Below are 19,824 nucleotides of genomic sequence, written 5' to 3' on the forward strand. Positions count from 1 at the left end.
TGAAGCACCCCGGGCGGTTCATCAATAATATTATTCAGCAGCCGCAGCGAGCAGCTTGATCGAGCCGCCAGCCTTTTCGATCTTCTCGATCGCCGACTTGGACGCACCGGCAACTTCGAGCGAAACCTTCGCCTTCAGTTCGCCGTCGGCCAGAACGCGGACGCCGTCCTTTTCGCGACGGATGACGCCGGCAGCCTTGAGGGCAGCTGCGTCAACGGTCTTGGAAGCATCGAGCTTCTTGGCGTCGATTGCCGTCTGGATACGGCCGAGCGACACGACAACAAACTCCGAAGCGAAGATGTTGTTGAAGCCGCGCTTCGGCAGACGACGGTAGATCGGCATCTGGCCGCCTTCGAAGCCGTTGATGGCGACGCCCGAACGAGCCTTCTGACCCTTCACACCGCGACCGGCGGTCTTGCCGGAGCCCGAGCCGATACCACGGCCAAGACGCTTACGGCTGTGGGTCGAGCCTTCGTTGTCCTTGATTTCATTCAGTTTCATGAGCTTATCCCCCTCACTTCTCGTCGACGACGCGAACGAGGTGCTGGACAGTCCGGATCATGCCGCGGACAGACGGAGTGTCTTCCAGCGTGCGAACCCGGTGCATCTTGTTGAGGCCCAGACCGATCAGCGTCTGACGCTGTACGGCCGGACGGCGAATGGGGCTACCGATCTGCTCGACGGTAACGGTCTTCGCTGCGACTTCTTTCTTAGCCATCTGTCAGCTCCCTTATTCTTCGGAAGCAGCGCCGGAGGAAACACGACGAGCCTGGAGCGTGGCGTACTTCATGCCGCGCTGAGCTGCGATGTCCTTCGGGTGCATCTGGTTCTTGAGGGCGTCGAACGTTGCGCGAACCATGTTGTAGGGGTTCGACGAACCGGTCGACTTGGCAACGACGTCATGAACGCCGAGCGTTTCGAAGACGGCGCGCATCGGGCCACCAGCGATGATACCGGTACCGGCCTTGGCCGAACGCAGCAGCACCTTGCCGGCGCCATGACGGCCGTGAACGTCGTGATGCAGGGTACGACCACCACGCAGCGGGACGAAAATCAGGTCGCGCTTTGCGGCTTCGGTTGCCTTGCGGATGGCTTCCGGCACTTCGCGTGCCTTGCCATGACCGAAGCCAACGCGGCCCTTCTGGTCGCCAACGACGACGAGAGCGGCGAAACCGAAACGACGACCGCCCTTCACCACCTTGGCGACGCGGTTAATTGCTACGAGCTTATCGACAAATTCGCTGTCGCGCTCTTCGCGGTTCTGGCGATCTTCGCGAGAACCCTTTCTTTCCTGTGCCATTGTCCTTTTCCTTTTTCTTTTCCGGGTGCAATCGGCAGATTGACAAAAGTCGCCCCCGTCCGATGGATCGGATGCGACCGGAAACCTATGAGAGTGCCAGGCAGGCGCAACGCCCGCCTGGCGACCGATCAGAAGTTCAGACCACCTTCACGGGCAGCATCGGCCAAAGCCTTGATGCGGCCGTGATAGATGAAGGCGCCACGATCAAAGACAACGTCCTTGACGCCAGCCTTAGCGGCACGCTCAGCGATGAGCTTGCCGACGGCAGCAGCAGCTGCCGTGTCAGCGCCCGTCTTCAACGACGAACGCAGATCGGTATCGAGCGTGGAGGCAGACGCAAGCGTCTTGCCGGCCACGTCGTCGATAACCTGTACGTAGATGTTCTTCGACGAGCGATGAACCGACAGGCGCGGACGGCCATTGGCGACCGCCTTGATTTGACGGCGCACGCGGTTGGCGCGACGCACAAGAGTATCTTTCCTGCTAGCCATTTCGCGTGATCCTTACTTCTTCTTGCCTTCTTTGCGGACAATCCGCTCTTCGGCATACTTGACGCCCTTGCCCTTGTAGGGCTCGGGGCCGCGGTATTCGCGGATTTCCGCGGCAACCTGGCCGACCTGCTGCTTGTTGATGCCGGACACGATGATTTCGGTCGGCTTCGGAACAGCAATCGTGATGCCTTCCGGGGTCTGGTAGACGACGTCGTGGCTGAAGCCGAGCGCCAGCTGCAGGTTCTTGCCCTGCAGCGACGCACGATAACCAACGCCGTTGATTTCGAGCTTGCGCTCGTAACCGTCCTTGACGCCCTTGAAGATGTTCTCGATCATCGTGCGGGACATGCCCCACTTCGAACGAGCATCCTTGCTCTGGCTGAGCGGCTGTACAACAACCGCATTTTCTTCGAGCTTTACCGATACTTCGTCGTTTGCAACAAAGAACAGTTCGCCCTTCGGGCCCTTCGCCGTTACCTTCTGGCCATCAACGCTTGCCGTGACGCCTGCCGGAACCTGAACGGGCTTCTTACCGATACGAGACATTTTTATACCTGTCTGTTCGCTATGGAGAACTTGCTACCGTCTTCGATTAGAAGACGGAGCAAAGGATCTCGCCACCAACATTCTGTTCGCGTGCCTGATGATCGGCCATCACGCCCTTCGGGGTCGAAAGGATGGTGATGCCGAGGCCGTTCGCGACCTGCGGAATGGACTTAACCGAGACATAAACTCGGCGGCCCGGCTTGGAGACGCGTCCGATCTCACGGATCACGGAAGCGCCTTCGTAGTACTTCAGTTCGATGTTCAGCTCGGCCTTGCCGTTGCCGAATACGACTTCGGAGTAACCACGGATGTAGCCTTCAGCCTGAAGAACATCCAGAACACGTGCACGGAGCTTCGAAGCCGGCGTGGAAACGCTCGACTTGCGGCGAGCCGCGCCGTTACGGATACGGGTGAGCATATCGCCCAGCGGATCAGTCATTGCCATGTGCCCGTCTCCTTACCAGCTCGACTTGACAATACCCGGCACCTTGCCGAGGTTGCCCAGTTCGCGAAGCGCAATACGCGACATACGAAGTTTACGATAGAAGGCGCGCGGACGGCCGGTAACTTCGCAACGGTTGCGGATGCGGGTCTTGGATCCATCGCGCGGCAGGCCTGCCAGCTTGATGGTTGCCTTGAACCGCTCTTCAATCGGCAGAGACTGGTTCATGATGGTCGCCTTCAGAGCGGCACGCTTTGCAGCCTGCGAGGCAACCAGTTTGCGGCGGCGCTTGTTCTTTTCAACTGCGCTCGTTTTCGCCATTACAGTTATCCTTCTTTACGCTTGTCGTTACGGATTACTGACGGAACGGGAAGTTGAACTCTGTGAGCAGAGCGCGAGCTTCGTCGTCGTTAGTAGCCGTCGTGCAAACGATGATGTCCATGCCCCACATCTGATCAACCTTGTCGTAGTTGATCTCAGGGAACACAATGTGTTCCTTGACGCCCATGGCGAAGTTGCCACGTCCGTCAAAGGACTTCGGATTGAGGCCACGGAAGTCGCGAACGCGCGGAAGCGCGATGTTCACGAGGCGATCCAGGAACTCAAACATCCGAACGCCGCGCAGGGTAACCTTGGCACCGATCGGCATACCTTCGCGAAGCTTGAAGCCTGCGATGGAGTTGCGAGCGCGGGTGATTACCGGCTTCTGACCAGCAATCGCTGCGAGGTCGGCTGCAGCAACGGTCGGCTTCTTGGAGTCGCCCGTCGATTCGCCAACGCCCATGTTGATGACGATCTTGTCGAGGCGCGGGATCTGCATTTCGTTGGCGTAGGAGAACTTCTCCTGCATAGCCGCACGAATACGCTCGACATATTCCTTCTTGAGCCGCGGCTCGTAAGCGGACTTAGCCATCGATCACTACTCCCGAACGCTTGGCCACGCGGACCTTCTTGTCGCCATCGATCTTGAAACCGACGCGGGTCGGCTTGCCGTCCTTCGGATCGGCAATCGCGATGTTCGAAAGATGGATCGAGGCTTCCTTGTTGATGATGCCGGCTTCCTGGCTCTGGGTCTGGCGCTGGTGACGCTTCACCATGTTTACGCCACGCACGACAGCCCGGTCTTCCTTCGGCATTACCTGTACGACTTCGCCGGTACGACCCTTGTCCTTACCGGTGAGAACGACGACTTTGTCGCCTTTGCGAATCTTTTGCATCTCTCAACGCTCCCTTAGAGTACTTCTGGAGCCAGCGAGATGATCTTCATGTGGTTCTTGGCGCGAAGTTCGCGCGGAACCGGTCCGAAGATACGGGTGCCGATCGGCTCTTTCTTGTTATCGATAAGAACGGCTGCGTTGGTGTCAAAGCGGATGACAGAGCCATCCGGACGGCGGATGTCCTTCGCAGTGCGAACGACAACAGCCTTCATGACATCACCCTTCTTTACGCGGCCGCGCGGAATGGCTTCCTTGATCGAAACGACAATGATGTCGCCGACCGACGCATACTTGCGCTTGGAGCCGCCCAGCACCTTGATGCACATGACACGACGTGCGCCGGAATTATCCGCCACGTCGAGGTTTGTTTGCATCTGAATCATGTCAGGTCGCCTTCTTGTTGTTACCAGGCCGGTTGGGTCGAACCCCCCTCGCCCGGCTTATAGTGCTCATCTCAAAGCAAAAGAACGCCCGGAATCGAGCGTTCCCCTGCTTCAATTGCGTGCTTCATACAGGTATTTTCCCAAGACGCAAGGGTCTTGGCGTCAAAACCTGCTGAAATCAAGCGTGGGCGGCGACTACCGTCCAGCGCTTATCCTTCGAGATCGGCGCACATTCCTCGATGGAAACGACGTCACCAACCTTGTACTGGTTGTTTTCGTCATGCGCCTTGTACTTCTTGGAGCGACGGACGGTCTTCTGGAGGATCGGATGCGCAAAGCGGCGCTCGACCCGTACGACGACGGTCTTGTCGTTCTTGTCGCTGACAACAGTGCCCTGCAGAATGCGTTTCGGCATATTTTCTGGTCCTTAGGCCTTGGCTTCTGCCGCCTTCTGGCGGGCAATGGTTTTGACGCGTGCGATGTCCTTGCGGACTTCGTTGATACGCGAAGACTTCTCGAGCTGGCCGGTTGCCTTCTGGAAGCGCAGGTTGAACTGCTCCTTCTTCAGCTTGGCGAGCTCTTCGTTGAGTTGATCGGCGCTGAGAGCGCGAACATCTACGGCTTTCATGAGTTCACTCCTTACTCTGCGATACGCTGCACGAAGCGCGTCTTGACAGAGAGCTTGGCAGCGCCAAGACGAAGTGCCTCACGGGCAAGTTCTTCGCTGACACCATCGATCTCAAACATCATTCGGCCGGGCTTGACCTTGCATGCCCAGTATTCGACCGAACCCTTACCCTTACCCATGCGGACTTCCGTCGGCTTGGCGGTGACCGGAACGTCAGGGAACACACGGATCCAGACGCGGCCGGCGCGCTTCATGTGACGCGTGATCGCGCGGCGGGCCGCTTCGATCTCGCGCGCATTCACGCGGTTGGGTTCCTGAGCCTTAAGGCCGAATTCGCCGAAAGCGAGATCAGATCCGCCCTTGGCTACGCCCTTGATGCGGCCCTTGAACTGCTTGCGATACTTCGTACGCTTTGGCTGCAACATTTTTTTACTTCTCCGATATTGGCTGCCAAACGCGAATGTTACGCGTTTTCACGACGGCGGTCACGATCGCCACGGTCGCGATCACGGCCTGCCGGGCCCTGGTTGTCACTTTCGATCGCGCGACGCTCCGAAGCCATCGGATCGTGCTCAAGGATTTCGCCCTTGAAGATCCAGACCTTGATGCCGCAGATACCGAAAGCGGTTTCCGCTTCAGCCGTGCCGTAGTCGATGTCCGCACGCAGCGTGTGCAGCGGAACGCGACCTTCGCGGTACCATTCGGTACGAGCGATTTCGGCGCCACCGAGGCGGCCGGCGCAGGTGATCTTGATGCCTTCGGCGCCAAGACGCATGGCCGACTGAACAGCGCGCTTCATCGCACGGCGGAAAGCCACGCGGCGCTCGAGCTGCTGGGCAATCGACTGAGCGACGAGGGTCGCGTCGACCTCCGGCTTGCGCACTTCAACGATGTTGAGGTGCGTTTCGGAGCTGGTCATCTCGGAAAGCTTCTTGCGGAGCTTCTCGATGTCAGCGCCCTTCTTGCCGATGATCAGGCCCGGACGAGCGGAGTGGATCGTGACGCGGCACTTCTTGTGCGGACGCTCGATTACCACCTTGGCGATGCCGGCAGCCTTCAGTTCTTCCATCAGGTAAGCGCGGATCTTCAGGTCTTCGTGAAGAAGCTGGCCGTATTCGGCGTTGTCCGCGAACCAGCGGCTGTCCCAGGTCCGGTTGATACCGAGACGGAAGCCGATCGGATTAATCTTCTGACCCATTATGCGGCCTCCCCTTTGGCTTCCACTTCACGGACGACGATCGTCAAGTGCGAGAACGGCTTTTCGACACGCGATGCACGGCCGCGACCACGAGCGTGGAAGCGCTTCATGACAATCGACTTGCCAACGTAAGCTTCTGCAACGACGAGCGAATCGACGTCGAGATCGTGGTTGTTCTCCGCGTTTGCGATGGCAGATTCAAGGGTCTTCTTGACCGTCTCTGCAATGCGCTTGCGGGAGAATTCCAGTTCGGCCAGAGCGCGATCGACCTTCTTGCCGCGGATCATCGCGGCAACCAGGTTGAGCTTCTGGGGGCTGACGCGGATCGTGCGCGCAACTGCCTGCGCCTCATTATCCTTCAGCCGGCGTTCGGCTTTTGCCTTGCCCATTGTTACTTCCTCTTTGCCTTCTTGTCCGCACCGTGACCGTAGTAGGTCCGGGTCGGAGAGAATTCACCAAACTTGTGGCCGACCATGTCTTCGTTGACGCTGACCGGAACGTGCTTGCTGCCGTTGTAGACGCCGAAGGTGAGACCGACAAACTGCGGAAGGATCGTGGAGCGGCGGCTCCAGATCTTGATCACTTCGTTGCGACCGCCTTCGCGGACCTTCTCAGCCTTCTTGAGAAGATAACCGTCAACGAACGGACCTTTCCATACTGAACGAGTCATTCGAGACTTCCTCTCTTACTTCTTCTTCTGGTGGCGCGAGCGCATGATGAACTTGTCGGTCGACTTGTTCGAGCGCGTACGCTTACCCTTCGTGGGCTTGCCCCACGGGGTAACCGGGTGACGACCACCCGAGGTACGGCCTTCACCACCGCCGTGCGGGTGGTCAACCGGGTTCATGACGACACCGCGAACGTGCGGCTTCTTGCCACGCCAACGCGAACGACCAGCCTTACCGTCATTGATGTTGCCGTGGTCGGGGTTCGACACGGCGCCGATCGAGGCGAGGCAGGAACCATGCACCAGGCGCTGTTCACCAGAGTTCAGGCGAAGGATCGCCATGCCCTGGTCGCGGCCAACGAGCTGTGCGTAGGTACCGGCGGAGCGGGCCATCTGGCCGCCCTTGCCCGGCTTCATTTCCACGTTGTGGATGATGGAGCCGACCGGGATGTACTGCAGCGGCATCGTGTTGCCGGGCTTCACGTCAACGGCCTTTTCCGAAGCGATGACCTTGTCGCCAGCAGCAAGGCGCTGCGGAGCGAGGATGTAGGCCTTTTCGCCGTCGGCGTAGTTGACGAGCGCGATGAACGCGGTGCGGTTCGGGTCGTATTCCAGACGCTCGACCGTGCCTTCAACGTCGAATTTGCGACGCTTGAAGTCCACCAGACGATAGGTGCGCTTGTGACCGCCGCCCTGGAAGCGAACGGTGATGCGACCGAGGTTGTTGCGACCGCCCTTGGAGGACAGGCCCTCGGTCAGCGCCTTTACCGGCTTGCCCTTGTAGAGGCCGGACCGGTCAACGATGACCAGCTGGCGCTGGCTCGGGGTCGTCGGATTGAAACTTTTCAATGCCATTTTCTTGTTCCCTTTTGGGTTTTTACCCTAATGGGCCTATCCGTTAGAGACCGGTGGAGACGTCGATGGACTGACCGTCGGCGAGCGTAATGACCGCCTTCTTCACGTCCTTCTGCTTTCCGGCAAAGCCGCGGAAACGCTTCGTCTTGCCCTTGCGGACCAGCGTGTTCACGGCCGTAACCTTGACGCCGAACAGAGCTTCGACTGCAGCCTTGATTTCAGGCTTCGAAGCGTCCTTGGCGACGTTGAAGACGACCTGGTTCTGTTCGGAAACCAGCGTCGACTTTTCAGTGATCGAGGGGGACACGATCACGTCGTAGTGGCGAAGATCCGTCATTTGAACCGCTCCTCCAGAGCTTCCACGGCAGCCTTGGAAAGCACGAGCTTGCCACGGCGCAGAATGTCGTAAACGTTGATGCCCTGAACCGGCAGAACGTCCACGTTCGGGATGTTCTGGGCTGCGAGCTTGAAGTTGTTCTCGATCTCGGCGCCGCCGATGATGAGAGCGTTGGTGAGGCCGAGCGACGCGAATACGCCGGCGAGAGCCTTCGTCTTGGCTTCCTTGGCAACGAGATCGTCGATGACGATGATCTCTTCAGCCTTCAGCTTGGCCGAGAGTGCATGGCGCAGGCCGAGGGCGCGAACCTTCTTCGGCAGGTCATGGGCGTGGCTGCGAACAACCGGGCCATGAGCCTTGCCACCGCCGCGGAACTGCGGAGCACGAGCGGAGTGGTGGCGGGCGCGGCCCGTACCCTTCTGCTTGTACATCTTGGCGCCGGTGCGGGACACTTCAGCGCGGCCCTTGGCCTTGTGCGTGCCCTGCTGCTTCTTGGCGAGCTGCCAGCGAACGACGCGGGCAATGATGTCTTCACGGGGTTCGAGGCCGAAAATGGCGTCAGAAAGAGAAACCTTTCCTGCGTCCTTGCCCTCGAGGGTTTTGACGTTGAGATCCATTATTCGGCTCCCTTACTTCGATGCTTCGGCGCGCACAGCGGCCGGACGCGGAGCGCCTTCCGGGGTGCCCGACTTGATGGCGTCACGAACGACGATCCAGGCACCCTTGGAGCCGGGGACAGCGCCCTTGACCAGGATCAGACCGCGGTCTTCATCGGTCGATACGACTTCGAGGTTCTGAGTGGTGACGCGCGTCTGGCCCATGTGACCAGCCATGCGCTTGCCCTTCCAAACGCGGCCCGGGTCCTGGTTGGAACCGGTAGAACCATGCGAACGGTGCGATACGGAAACGCCGTGCGTTGCACGCAGACCGCCGAAGTTGTGGCGCTTGATGGCGCCGGCAAAGCCCTTACCGATCGTGGTACCGGTGACGTCGACGAGCTGACCGGCGACGAAATGGTTCGCCGTCAGTTCTGCACCGATGTCGATCAGGTTGTCCGCGGAAACGCGGAACTCGACGAGCTTCGCCTTCGGCTCGACGTTGGCAGCAGCAAAGTGGCCGCGCATCGCCTTCGGCGTGTTCTTGACCTTGGAGCGACCAGCACCGAGCTGGACAGCAACGTAGCCGTTCTTTTCTTCCGTACGCTGGGCTACCACCTGGCAGCTTTCCAGCTTCAAAACTGTAACCGGGATATGCTCACCGGCGTCGTTATAGACGCGGGTCATTCCCACTTTCTGTGCAATCACACCTGAACGCATTGGTTCATTCCTCTTGAGAGTTAGTGACGGAGCGAGCCCCTTCACATCTCTGGTTTAAGGTTTCCTTGAGATCATCCGATCTTGAGGTCGCCCGTTTTTGGAAGCCGTTGGACCGAGGTCCACGTACCTTCCTTGTTTATTAAAGCTTGATTTCCACGTCGACGCCGGCAGCCAGGTCGAGCTTCATCAGCGCGTCAACGGTCTGCGGGGTCGGGTCTACGATATCGAGAAGGCGCTTGTGGGTGCGCATTTCGAACTGTTCACGGCTCTTCTTGTCGACGTGCGGCGAGCGGTTGACCGTAAACTTTTCAATGCGCGTCGGCAGCGGTACGGGACCGCGCACGCTTGCACCGGTACGCTTTGCAGTCGACACGATTTCGCGCGTCGAGGCGTCGAGGATCCGGTGATCAAACGCCTTGAGGCGGATGCGGATGTTCTGGCCGTTCATACGACTTATCCTTGTTCAGGTTACTTGCGGTTTCCGTGGAAAAACGCGCAGTGAACTTCGTTTAATTTCGGCCAGTCCGCTAACTTTTCAAAGATCGGAGGGACAGGGTTTCCCCTGCCCCTTCCTATTTGAGCGGCCGTGGCCGGCCTGTCTTTCTGTGAGCGCACAACGTCGAAGCACCGTGCAAATCACGCGTGGGCGCCATTTGCACTATTTCGTCGTCTTCGGCAAGCCGTGCGACCAACTAAATCTTTCGGGGCGGGTATGTCCAAGGCGCATAGCACATGCGCCTTGTGTCTTCCCGCCCTCAGTCTCGTCGATTACTCGACGATCGAGGCAACGATGCCTGCGCCGACGGTACGGCCGCCTTCGCGGATTGCGAAGCGCAGCTTTTCTTCCATCGCGATCGGAACGATCAGCTCAACGGCAACGGTGACGTTGTCGCCCGGCATAACCATTTCCGTGCCTTCCGGCAGCGTCACGATGCCCGTCACGTCCGTCGTGCGGAAGTAGAACTGCGGACGGTAGTTGGTGAAGAACGGCGTATGACGGCCGCCTTCTTCCTTCGTCAGGATGTAGGCTTCAGCCATGAACTTCTTGTGCGGCTTGACCGAACCCGGCTTGCACAGGATCTGGCCACGCTCAACGCCGTCACGGTTAACACCACGGATCAGCGCGCCGATGTTGTCGCCGGCCTGGCCCTGGTCGAGCAGCTTGCGGAACATTTCAACGCCCGTAACCGTCGTCTTCGACGTGTCGCGGATGCCGACGATTTCGACTTCTTCGCCGACCTTGACGATGCCGCGCTCAACGCGACCGGTCACAACCGTACCACGGCCCGAGATCGAGAACACGTCTTCGATCGGCATCAGGAACGGCTGGTCGATCGGACGCTCAGGCGTCGGGATGTAAGCGTCAACAGCTGCCATCAGCTCGCGGATCGCGTCTTCGCCGATCTTCTTGTCCGAATCTTCCAGAGCAGCAAGAGCCGAGCCCTTGATGATCGGAATGTCGTCGCCCGGGAATTCGTAGGACGACAGAAGTTCGCGAACTTCCAGCTCGACGAGCTCGAGAAGCTCGGCGTCGTCAACCTGGTCGACCTTGTTGAGGAACACGACGATTGCCGGAACGCCAACCTGACGAGCGAGCAGGATGTGCTCGCGGGTCTGCGGCATCGGGCCGTCAGCAGCCGAGCAAACCAGGATCGCGCCGTCCATCTGCGCTGCACCGGTGATCATGTTCTTGACGTAGTCGGCGTGGCCGGGGCAGTCAACGTGAGCGTAGTGACGGTTCGGCGTCTCATACTCAACGTGCGCCGTCGAAATCGTGATACCACGGGCCTTTTCTTCCGGAGCAGCGTCGATCTGGTCGTACGCCTTGAACTCGCCGAAGTACTTCGTGATCGCTGCGGTCAGCGACGTCTTGCCATGGTCAACGTGGCCAATCGTGCCAATGTTAACGTGCGGCTTGTTGCGCTCAAATTTGCTCTTTGCCATTTCCGGCTCTCCGTTTTCTATCCCCTACCGGGGAAAACTTTTAACTTCTGTCAGCGTCTTGGTATTCCGGTCACTTCTGACCGGAATACTTCGCCTGGATTTCCTGCGCGACGTTCGACGGAACCGGCGCGTAGTGATCGAAGGTCATCGTGTACTGCGCACGGCCCTGAGACATGGAGCGCAGGTTGTCGACGTACTTGAACATGTTCGCCAGCGGAACGTTTGCGTTGATCACAACGGCAACGCCACGCGATTCCTGGCCCTGGATCTGGCCACGGCGGGAGTTCAGGTCGCCGATAACGTCGCCGACGTAGTCTTCCGGCGTTACGACTTCGACCTTCATCATCGGCTCGAGAAGCTGTGCACCAGCCTTCTTGGCCGCTTCACGGAAGCAAGCACGCGATGCGATTTCGAAGGCGAGAACCGACGAGTCGACGTCGTGGAATGCACCGTCGATGAGCGTCGCCTTGACGCCGAGCATCGGGAAGCCAGCGAGCGGACCCGAAGACAGAACGCTTTCGATACCCTTCTGAACGCCCGGGATGTATTCCTTCGGAACAGCACCACCGACGATCTTGGATTCGAAGACGAAATCTTCGCCATCCGGGTTCGGTTCGAACACGATCTTGACGCGCGCGAACTGACCGGTACCACCGGACTGCTTCTTGTGCGTGTAGTCTTCTTCGTGCTGACGCGTGATGGTTTCGCGGTAGGCAACCTGCGGAGCACCGACGTTGGCTTCAACCTTGAACTCGCGACGCATACGGTCGACGATGATGTCGAGGTGAAGTTCGCCCATGCCAGCGATGATCGTCTGGCCGGATTCCTGGTCGGTCTTGACGCGGAACGACGGGTCTTCAGCTGCCAGGCGGTTGAGCGCGAGGCCCATCTTTTCCTGGTCGCCCTTGGACTTCGGCTCGATCGCGATCTGGATGACCGGCTCCGGGAATTCCATGCGCTCGAGGATAACCGGCTTCAGCGGATCGCAAAGCGTGTCACCCGTGGTGGTTTCCTTGAGACCGGCAAGAGCAACGATGTCGCCTGCGAAGGCTTCTTCGATGTCTTCACGCGAGTTCGAGTGCATCTGCAGCATACGGCCGACGCGCTCGCGCTTGTCCTTGACCGTGTTCATGACAGACGAGCCCTTTTCGAGCTTGCCCGAATAGATGCGTGCGAAGGTCAGCGAACCGACGAAGGGGTCGTTCATGATCTTGAACGCGAGCATCGAAAGCGGCTCGGCGTCGTCAGCGTGACGCTCGATCTCGGCTTCGGTCTTGGCGTCGATGCCCTTGATCGCCGGAATGTCGAGCGGCGACGGCAGGTAGTCGACAACCGCGTCGAGAAGCGGCTGAACGCCCTTGTTCTTGAACGCGGTACCGCAGAACATCGGGTGGAACTTCACGTCGATGGTGCCGCGGCGAACGAGTTCGCGGATCTTGTCGTTCGAGGGCATGTTGCCTTCGAGGTAGGCTTCCATCGCGGCTTCGTCGATCTCGACAACGGTCTCGATCAGCTTCTCGCGATATTCTTCGGCCTTGTCCTTCATGTCGTCCGGAATCTCGACGACGTCCCACTGGGCGCCGAGCGATTCGTCGCGCCAGACGAGAGCGTTCATCTCGACCAGGTCGATAACACCATTGAACTCGGTTTCAGCGCCGATCGGCAGCTGCATGACGACGGCGATCGCGCCCAGACGGGTCTTGATCATCTCGACCGAGCGGTAGAAGTCCGCGCCGGTCTTGTCCATCTTGTTGCAGAAGATCATGCGCGGAACGTTGTACTTTTCCGCCTGACGCCAGACGGTTTCCGTCTGCGGCTCAACACCGGCGTTGGCGTCGAGCAGCGCGATGGCGCCGTCGAGAACGCGCAGCGAACGCTCGACTTCGATGGTGAAGTCAACGTGGCCGGGGGTGTCGATGATGTTGAAGCGGCGAGCCTTGCCGTCACGACCCTTCCAGAAGGTGGTCGTCGCAGCAGACGTGATCGTGATGCCGCGTTCCTGTTCCTGCTCCATCCAGTCCATGGTAGCGGCGCCGTCGTGGACTTCGCCGATCTTGTGGGACTTGCCGGTGTAGTAGAGAATGCGCTCGGTCGTCGTGGTCTTGCCGGCGTCGATGTGCGCCATGATACCGAAGTTACGGTAATCTTCGATTTTGTATTCGCGTGCCATAGTGGACTGCCTCTTGAGACGTTCGCGCCAGAATTACCAGCGATAGTGCGAGAACGCACGGTTGGCATCAGCCATCTTGTGCGTGTCTTCGCGCTTCTTCACGGCGCTACCACGGTTGTTCGCTGCGTCCATGAGTTCGCCGCAGAGGCGATCAACCATGGTCGTTTCGTTGCGCTTGCGTGCAGCCGTGATCAGCCAACGGATGGCGAGAGCCTGGCGACGCTCCGGACGAACGTCGACCGGAACCTGGTAGGTTGCACCACCAACGCGACGCGAACGCACTTCAACGTGCGGCGCGATGTTGTCGAGCGCGGAATGGAATACAGCGATCGGCTCCTGCTTCAGCTTGGCCTGAACCGCATCGAACGCACCGTAAACGATGGTTTCAGCGACCGACTTCTTGCCGTGCAGCATGATCGCATTCATGAACTTCGTGACAACCAGATCACCGAACTTCGGATCCGGGTTGATCTCACGCTTTTCTGCTCTATGACGTCTGGACATACTTCTCGTCTCTTCAAACTATTTAGCGCTCTACCACGCGGAGGACCTCGCGCAGCGCCGGGATTTTCAAAACCGAATTACTTCGGACGCTTCGCACCGTACTTCGAACGGCGCTGCTTGCGGTTCTTGACGCCCTGAGTATCGAGAACACCGCGGATGATGTGATAACGAACACCCGGAAGGTCCTTAACGCGGCCGCCACGGATCATCACGACCGAGTGTTCCTGAAGGTTGTGGCCTTCACCCGGAATGTAGCCGATGACTTCGAAGCCGTTCGTCAGGCGAATCTTGGCAACCTTACGCAGAGCCGAGTTCGGCTTCTTCGGGGTCGTCGTGTAAACGCGGGTGCAAACGCCACGCTTCTGCGGGTTTTCCTGCAGAGCAGGAACCTTGTTGCGCTTTACCTGTGCCTGACGAGGCTTACGGATCAGCTGGTTTACGGTAGGCATATACCCATCCCTTGCAAAATCTTGTCACATTACCCTTGCGGGCGGATCGTTGCCGTCGCCGGCAGTTTCGAACGCCTCATGAAATGCGCAAAACAAGGGCCGATCCGCCTTTTCCGCAGATGGCCCCAAATAAAGCAGAGGACGCACTATTTCGTGCGTCGTGCGTGCAGCATTGTAGTCGTCAGCGTGCGTTTCGAACCCTGTTTGAGGCGAACTTCAGAACGCGACGTTCCGAACCAGCCAGCCTCACATGGGCTCCGATGCGGCGGGGTGTACTGATTTCAAGGCGAACAGTCAAGGGCAATTAAGAAATATTCCCGGACGCGTTCGCCCGGCATGCCTGAAAAACAAGGCTTTTGCACATGGTTTGGCGCCTGGCGCCCGCCTCATCTGCCCTTCTGTGCCCGGAGTGTCTGACGGGATTAAGGAATCGGCAACCACTTTGTGGGGGTTTTCCACGGTGATCGACTCGCTCTCAACGGAAGCGTCCGCGCGGCATTGCATTTCCATCGCGCTGATTCAAAAAGGAAGCTAAGGTCGCACCAAACCCATTCGAAAGGAAACAAAATGGCCGTCACCCCAGACAACGACAATGCCCCGGACGAGCCGATGGTGTTCATCATCATCGGCAAGGCCTACGAGACCGACGGCGACGAGGACGGCGTGGACATTCACGTAATGCTGAAGGCGCCCGACGACGATACCGCGGTACGCGAAGCGCTCAACGCGCTTGCAGAAGAAGGTTTTCTCGAGGCCGACCTGGACCAGATCGGCACATTGACCGACGTTCCGAGCGAAGAGCCGCACGCGTCCGCCTATCAGGGTGCGCTCGAAGGCGAAGTCGCGATCATCCGCTTCAGCTGAGACGCTGCAAGACAGCCCATCGCACCAGCTCCCAAGGCCGTATTTGCAAAAGAAGAAGCCGCCGAGATCGCTCTCGGCGGCTTCTTCTTCTGTGAGGTTGGAGGGCGAACACGCCCTCCCCCATTATTCGGCTGCCGCGTTCTCGCTTGCGAGATCGGCGAGCATCGGCGTTGCCACGTCTGCACCGGTGCCGCGACGACGCTCTTCCAGGATCATTTCGTCGCGCGCGGTTGCGATGCTACGGATCTGGGTCATCGTGCCGCCGGTACCGGCCGGGATCAGACGGCCGACGATGACATTTTCCTTCAGACCCTGCAGGCCGTCGGTCTTGCCGGCGATTGCGGCTTCCGTCAGGACCTTCGTGGTCTCCTGGAACGACGCTGCCGAGATGAACGACGGCGTCTGCAGCGAGGCCTTGGTGATGCCGAGCAGGACCGGATCGCCGTAAGCCGGCTTCTTGCCCTGTTCGATCAGGCCGTCGTTGACGTCTTCGAGCTCGATGCGGTCGACGTTGTCGCCGACGATGTAGGTCGAGTCACCGGCGTCGGTGATTTCAACCTTCTGCAGCATCTGACGGACGATCACCTCGATGTGCTTGTCGTTGATGACAACGCCCTGCAGTCGGTAGACTTCCTGGATTTCGTTGACCAGGTAGGAAGCAAGTGCTTCCACGCCCTTGATCGCCAGGATGTCGTGCGGCGCCGGGTTGCCGTCGAGGATGTAGTCGCCCTTTTCGATGTAGTCGCCATCCTGAAGATGGAAGGGCTTGCCCTTCGGGATCAGGTATTCGACCGGCTCGACACCGTCTTCCGCCGGCTCGATCAGAACGCGACGCTTGTTCTTGTAGTCGCGGCCGAATCGGATCGTACCATCGATCTCAGCGATGATGGCGTGATCCTTCGGACGACGTGCTTCGAACAGTTCGGCAACGCGCGGCAGACCACCGGTGATGTCCTTGGTCTTGGCGCTTTCGAGCGGCGAACGTGCAAGCACGTCACCCTGCGAAACCTTCGTGCCCGGTTCTACCGACAGAATGGCGTCAACCGAAAGCATGAAGCGGGCGTCGCCACCACGCGACAGCTTCATGACTGCGCCGTTCTTGTCCTTGATGACGATCGCCGGCTTCAGGTCCGTACCGCGCGGCGTCGAACGCCAATCGATAACCTGACGCTTGGTGATGCCGGTGGACTCGTCGGTCGCTTCCAGAACCGAGATGCCGTCGACGACGTCTTCGAAGTGAACGGTACCTTCCACTTCCGTCATCATCGGACGGGTGTAGGGGTCCCATTCGGCGAGACGCTGACCGCGCTTCACCTTGTCGCCGTCGTCGACGAGGATCTTCGAACCGTAGGCAACGCGCTGCGAGGACCGCTCGACGCCACGTTCATCCAGGATCTGGACGGCCATGTTACGACCCATGGCGACGAGAACGCCGTCAGAGTTGCGCAGCATGTTGCGGTTCTTAATCTGAACCGTACCTTCGTAGGACGCTTCGAGGAACGACTGGTCAACCACGGTCGCCGTACCGCCCAAGTGGAAGGTACGCATGGTGAGCTGGGTGCCCGGTTCACCGATCGACTGTGCGGCGATAACGCCAACCGCTTCGCCCATGTTGACCGGCGTACCACGAGCCAGGTCGCGGCCGTAGCAGACGCCGCAAACGCCCGTCTGGATTTCGCAGGTCAGCGCCGAGCGAATGCGGATCGACTGAATACCAGCCTTCTCGATCTCGATGACATCCGGTTCAAGGATCATCCGGCCGGCGTCGACGATGCGAGCGCCCGTGACCGGGTGATCGATGTCGTCCAGAGCCGTACGGCCGAGAATACGAGCGCCAAGCGAAGCCACGACCTGACCGGCATCGACGATCGCCGTCATGGTGAGGCCCTTGTCGGTGCCACAATCGACGGAGTTGACGATGCAATCCTGCGCGACGTCGACGAGACGGCGGGTCAGGTAACCGGAGTTCGCGGTCTTCAAGGCGGTGTCTGCCAGACCCTTACGGGCACCGTGGGTCGAGTTGAAGTACTCGTTAACGGTCAGGCCTTCCTTGAAGTTCGAGATGATCGGCGTCTCGATGATTTCGCCCGACGGCTTGGCCATGAGGCCACGCATGCCGCCCAGCTGGCGCATCTGGTTCGGAGAACCACGAGCACCCGAGTGCGACATCATGTAGATCGAGTTCATCGGCTTCTGGCGACCATTGTCGTCGAACTCGACCGCCTTGATGCGGGCCATCATTTCTTCGGCGACCTTTTCGGTCGCCTTGCCCCAGGCGTCGACAACCTTGTTGTACTTTTCGCCCTGGGTGATGAGGCCGTCATTGTACTGCTGCTCGTATTCCTTCACGAGCGCTTCAGTGTCGCCGACGATCTTCACCTTGGTGTCCGGAATGACCATGTCGTCCTTGCCGAACGAAATGCCGGCGCGGCAGGCATGGGCGAAGCCGAGCTGCATGATGCGGTCGCAGAAGATGACCGTGTCCTTCTGGCCGCAATGACGGTAGACCGTGTCGATCATCTTGGAGATGTTCTTCTTGGTCATTTCCTGGTTGCAGGTATCGAACGGCACGTTGACGTTGCGCGGCAGCAGCTCGCCGATGATCATGCGGCCAGGCGTGGTTTCATAGATCTTCGAAACCGGGTTGCCCTCGGCGTCGACGGTCTTGAAGCGGCCACGGATCTTGGCGTGCAGCGTCACGGCCTTGGTTTCGAGCGCGTGGTGCAACTCGCCCATGTCCGAGAACGCCATGCCTTCGCCCGGCTCGTTCTGGTTCAGGATCGACAAGTAGTAGAGACCGAGAACCATGTCCTGCGACGGAACGATGATCGGCGCGCCGTTTGCCGGGTGCAGAATGTTGTTTGTCGACATCATCAGCACGCGGGCTTCGAGCTGAGCTTCGAGCGACAGCGGCACGTGAACGGCCATCTGGTCACCGTCGAAGTCGGCGTTGAAGGCCGTGCAGACGAGCGGGTGCAGCTGGATCGCCTTGCCTTCGACCAGGGTCGGTTCGAAGGCCTGGATGCCCAGGCGGTGCAACGTCGGCGCACGGTTGAGGAGAACCGGGTGCTCGCGGATGACCTCGTCGAGGATATCCCAGACTTCCGGCTTTTCCTTTTCGACGAGCTTCTTTGCCTGCTTGACGGTGGACGAGAAGCCCTTGGCGTCAAGACGCGCGTAGATGAACGGCTTGAACAGCTCGAGCGCCATCTTCTTCGGCAGGCCGCACTGGTGCAGCTTCAGTTCCGGACCGGTCACGATGACCGAACGGCCGGAATAGTCGACGCGCTTGCCAAGCAGGTTCTGACGGAAGCGGCCCTGCTTGCCCTTGAGCATGTCGGACAGCGACTTCAGCGGACGCTTGTTGGCGCCGGTGATGACGCGGCCACGACGGCCGTTGTCGAACAGCGCATCGACAGATTCCTGCAGCATGCGCTTTTCGTTGCGGATGATGATGCCCGGAGCGCGCAGTTCGATCAGGCGCTTCAGACGGTTGTTACGGTTGATGACGCGGCGATAGAGATCGTTCAGATCCGACGTCGCGAAGCGGCCACCGTCGAGCGGCACGAGCGGACGCAGATCCGGGGGGATCACCGGAACGACCTTCATGATCATCCATTCCGGGCGGTTGCCGGAATCCATGAAGTTCTCGACGATCTTCAGCCGCTTCATCAGCTTCTTCTGCTTCAGATCCGAGGTCGTCTCAGCGAGCTCGGCGCGCAGGTCGCCGGCGATCTTTTCCAGGTTCATCGAAGCGAGCATCTCGTAGATCGCTTCGGCGCCGATCATGGCGGTGAACTGGTCTTCGCCGAACTCGTCGACGGCGAGCATGTAGTCTTCTTCGCTGAGAAGCTGGTTTTCCTTCAGCGACGTCAGACCCGGCTCGGTGACGATGTAGTTTTCGAAGTACAGAACGCGCTCGACATCCTTCAGCGTCATGTCGAGCAGCGTCGAAATGCGGCTCGGCAGCGACTTCAGGAACCAGATGTGGGCAACGGGAGCGGCGAGCTCGATGTGGCCCATGCGCTCACGGCGAACGCGCGACAACGTCACTTCGACGCCGCACTTTTCGCAGATGATGCCCTTGTACTTCATGCGCTTGTACTTGCCGCACAGGCACTCGTAGTCCTTGATCGGTCCAAAGATGCGCGCGCAGAACAGACCGTCGCGTTCCGGCTTGAACGTGCGGTAGTTGATCGTCTCCGGCTTCTTGATCTCACCGTAAGACCAGGAAAGAATCTTCTCCGGCGAGGCGATCGAAATCCGAATGGAATCGAAGGTCTGTGCAGGCACCTGCGGATTGAAAAGATTCATGACCTCTTGGTTCATGCCTGTCTCCTTTACGGGCTTTACGCCCTGAGCTTGGCGAGGGTGCCGACAAATCCCGGGCGCCGGCCCCTGCCCCATAAACAGCTAAAACCGCATTGGCTGCGGCTTCGTTCCTGCCGGAGACGTCAGCGTCTCCCGGCGGAAACGGTGCGCGCCGCATGAGCGGCACGCACCTTGGGTCTCT

At 59.3% G+C, this 19,824-nt stretch carries 28 protein-coding genes; 2 read left to right on the forward strand and 26 right to left on the reverse strand.

Translation table 11 applies throughout. The features are described 5' to 3' along the window. Positions 1-30 precede the first annotated feature (30 nt). The 25 genes from rplO to rpsL all read right to left on the reverse strand — a co-directional run bounded on the left by rplO (position 31) and on the right by rpsL (position 14,447). Entirely contained in the window at positions 31-501 is a 471-nt protein-coding gene (gene rplO / locus OVA00_RS31400) for a 50S ribosomal protein L15 (protein WP_034795576.1), read from the reverse strand. Between the two features lie 13 nt (positions 502-514). After that, positions 515-718 (reverse strand): 50S ribosomal protein L30, encoded by a 204-nt coding sequence (gene rpmD / locus OVA00_RS31405; protein ID WP_043623384.1) that lies wholly within the window; start codon positions 716-718, stop codon positions 515-517. 12 nt (positions 719-730) lie between these two features. Next, positions 731-1,300, reverse strand: coding sequence for a 30S ribosomal protein S5 (gene rpsE / locus OVA00_RS31410; protein ID WP_034795569.1), 570 nt, complete (start codon positions 1,298-1,300; stop codon positions 731-733). A 128-nt stretch (positions 1,301-1,428) separates the two neighbouring features. Continuing rightward, positions 1,429-1,791 (reverse strand): 50S ribosomal protein L18, encoded by a 363-nt coding sequence (gene rplR, locus OVA00_RS31415; RefSeq protein WP_034795567.1) that lies wholly within the window; start codon positions 1,789-1,791, stop codon positions 1,429-1,431. A gap of 12 nt (positions 1,792-1,803) precedes the next feature. Then, a complete protein-coding gene (gene rplF, locus OVA00_RS31420; protein ID WP_034795564.1) occupies positions 1,804-2,337 on the reverse strand; it encodes a 50S ribosomal protein L6 in 534 nt (177 codons plus the stop codon). Between the two features lie 46 nt (positions 2,338-2,383). Beyond that, positions 2,384-2,782, reverse strand: coding sequence for a 30S ribosomal protein S8 (rpsH, locus tag OVA00_RS31425; RefSeq protein WP_025426677.1), 399 nt, complete (start codon positions 2,780-2,782; stop codon positions 2,384-2,386). A 12-nt stretch (positions 2,783-2,794) separates the two neighbouring features. Beyond that, on the reverse strand, positions 2,795-3,100 hold the full coding sequence (rpsN, locus tag OVA00_RS31430; protein WP_034795562.1) for a 30S ribosomal protein S14: 306 nt from the start codon (positions 3,098-3,100) through the stop codon (positions 2,795-2,797). A gap of 34 nt (positions 3,101-3,134) precedes the next feature. Further along, positions 3,135-3,692 (reverse strand): 50S ribosomal protein L5, encoded by a 558-nt coding sequence (rplE, locus tag OVA00_RS31435; RefSeq protein ID WP_034795552.1) that lies wholly within the window; start codon positions 3,690-3,692, stop codon positions 3,135-3,137. After that, entirely contained in the window at positions 3,685-3,996 is a 312-nt protein-coding gene (rplX, locus tag OVA00_RS31440; protein WP_025426674.1) for a 50S ribosomal protein L24, read from the reverse strand. Before rplX ends, rplE begins: the two co-directional genes overlap by 8 nt. 14 nt (positions 3,997-4,010) lie before the next feature. After that, a complete protein-coding gene (gene rplN / locus OVA00_RS31445; protein WP_034795548.1) occupies positions 4,011-4,379 on the reverse strand; it encodes a 50S ribosomal protein L14 in 369 nt (122 codons plus the stop codon). 178 nt (positions 4,380-4,557) lie between these two features. Further along, on the reverse strand, positions 4,558-4,794 hold the full coding sequence (gene rpsQ, locus OVA00_RS31450) for a 30S ribosomal protein S17 (RefSeq protein ID WP_034795546.1): 237 nt from the start codon (positions 4,792-4,794) through the stop codon (positions 4,558-4,560). A 12-nt stretch (positions 4,795-4,806) separates the two neighbouring features. Then, positions 4,807-5,007, reverse strand: a complete 201-nt coding sequence (gene rpmC / locus OVA00_RS31455; protein WP_034795543.1) for a 50S ribosomal protein L29 — start codon at positions 5,005-5,007, stop codon at positions 4,807-4,809. 11 nt (positions 5,008-5,018) lie between these two features. Beyond that, on the reverse strand, positions 5,019-5,432 hold the full coding sequence (rplP, locus tag OVA00_RS31460) for a 50S ribosomal protein L16 (protein WP_011975175.1): 414 nt from the start codon (positions 5,430-5,432) through the stop codon (positions 5,019-5,021). A 38-nt stretch (positions 5,433-5,470) separates the two neighbouring features. After that, on the reverse strand, positions 5,471-6,205 hold the full coding sequence (rpsC, locus tag OVA00_RS31465) for a 30S ribosomal protein S3 (protein WP_034795537.1): 735 nt from the start codon (positions 6,203-6,205) through the stop codon (positions 5,471-5,473). After that, positions 6,205-6,594: a 50S ribosomal protein L22 gene (gene rplV, locus OVA00_RS31470; RefSeq protein WP_034795534.1), complete on the reverse strand. Its 390-nt coding sequence runs from the start codon at positions 6,592-6,594 to the stop codon at positions 6,205-6,207. The genes rpsC and rplV overlap by 1 nt, the downstream gene beginning before the upstream one ends. A gap of 2 nt (positions 6,595-6,596) precedes the next feature. After that, positions 6,597-6,875, reverse strand: coding sequence for a 30S ribosomal protein S19 (gene rpsS / locus OVA00_RS31475; RefSeq protein WP_018239488.1), 279 nt, complete (start codon positions 6,873-6,875; stop codon positions 6,597-6,599). 15 nt (positions 6,876-6,890) lie between these two features. Next, on the reverse strand, positions 6,891-7,727 hold the full coding sequence (gene rplB / locus OVA00_RS31480) for a 50S ribosomal protein L2 (protein WP_034795526.1): 837 nt from the start codon (positions 7,725-7,727) through the stop codon (positions 6,891-6,893). 43 nt (positions 7,728-7,770) lie between these two features. After that, on the reverse strand, positions 7,771-8,064 hold the full coding sequence (locus tag OVA00_RS31485) for a 50S ribosomal protein L23 (protein WP_034795524.1): 294 nt from the start codon (positions 8,062-8,064) through the stop codon (positions 7,771-7,773). Further along, positions 8,061-8,681, reverse strand: coding sequence for a 50S ribosomal protein L4 (gene rplD, locus OVA00_RS31490; protein WP_034795521.1), 621 nt, complete (start codon positions 8,679-8,681; stop codon positions 8,061-8,063). The genes OVA00_RS31485 and rplD overlap by 4 nt, the downstream gene beginning before the upstream one ends. A 12-nt stretch (positions 8,682-8,693) precedes the next feature. After that, entirely contained in the window at positions 8,694-9,380 is a 687-nt protein-coding gene (rplC, locus tag OVA00_RS31495) for a 50S ribosomal protein L3 (RefSeq protein WP_034795518.1), read from the reverse strand. Between the two features lie 139 nt (positions 9,381-9,519). Continuing rightward, positions 9,520-9,828: a 30S ribosomal protein S10 gene (rpsJ, locus tag OVA00_RS31500; RefSeq protein ID WP_003507767.1), complete on the reverse strand. Its 309-nt coding sequence runs from the start codon at positions 9,826-9,828 to the stop codon at positions 9,520-9,522. 320 nt (positions 9,829-10,148) lie between these two features. Next, on the reverse strand, positions 10,149-11,324 hold the full coding sequence (tuf, locus tag OVA00_RS31505) for an elongation factor Tu (RefSeq protein WP_034795467.1): 1,176 nt from the start codon (positions 11,322-11,324) through the stop codon (positions 10,149-10,151). Between the two features lie 70 nt (positions 11,325-11,394). Then, on the reverse strand, positions 11,395-13,494 hold the full coding sequence (gene fusA, locus OVA00_RS31510) for an elongation factor G (protein ID WP_268090302.1): 2,100 nt from the start codon (positions 13,492-13,494) through the stop codon (positions 11,395-11,397). A 33-nt stretch (positions 13,495-13,527) separates the two neighbouring features. Further along, complete coding sequence (rpsG, locus tag OVA00_RS31515) at positions 13,528-13,998, reverse strand: 30S ribosomal protein S7 (protein ID WP_034795512.1); 471 nt, start codon at positions 13,996-13,998, stop codon at positions 13,528-13,530. Positions 13,999-14,075: 77 nt separating this feature from the next. Next, on the reverse strand, positions 14,076-14,447 hold the full coding sequence (gene rpsL, locus OVA00_RS31520) for a 30S ribosomal protein S12 (RefSeq protein ID WP_003507760.1): 372 nt from the start codon (positions 14,445-14,447) through the stop codon (positions 14,076-14,078). Between the two features lie 250 nt (positions 14,448-14,697). On the opposite strand from rpsL, the gene OVA00_RS31525 reads away from it, so the two are divergent. Together OVA00_RS31525 and OVA00_RS31530 are read left to right on the forward strand one after the other, a co-directional pair. After that, positions 14,698-14,982 carry a hypothetical protein gene (locus OVA00_RS31525; RefSeq protein ID WP_268090303.1) on the forward strand — a complete coding sequence of 95 codons (285 nt, stop codon included), beginning with the start codon at positions 14,698-14,700 and terminating at the stop codon, positions 14,980-14,982. 32 nt (positions 14,983-15,014) lie between these two features. Continuing rightward, positions 15,015-15,311 (forward strand): hypothetical protein, encoded by a 297-nt coding sequence (locus OVA00_RS31530; RefSeq protein ID WP_034795498.1) that lies wholly within the window; start codon positions 15,015-15,017, stop codon positions 15,309-15,311. Positions 15,312-15,434: 123 nt separating this feature from the next. On the opposite strand, the gene rpoC is transcribed toward OVA00_RS31530, so the two are convergent. Further along, positions 15,435-19,640 (reverse strand): DNA-directed RNA polymerase subunit beta', encoded by a 4,206-nt coding sequence (gene rpoC / locus OVA00_RS31535; protein WP_268090304.1) that lies wholly within the window; start codon positions 19,638-19,640, stop codon positions 15,435-15,437. Between the last annotated feature and the right edge of the window lie 184 nt (positions 19,641-19,824).

The organism is Ensifer sp. SL37, assembly GCF_026672675.1.
Taxonomy (GTDB): Bacteria; Pseudomonadota; Alphaproteobacteria; order Rhizobiales; family Rhizobiaceae; genus Ensifer; species Ensifer adhaerens.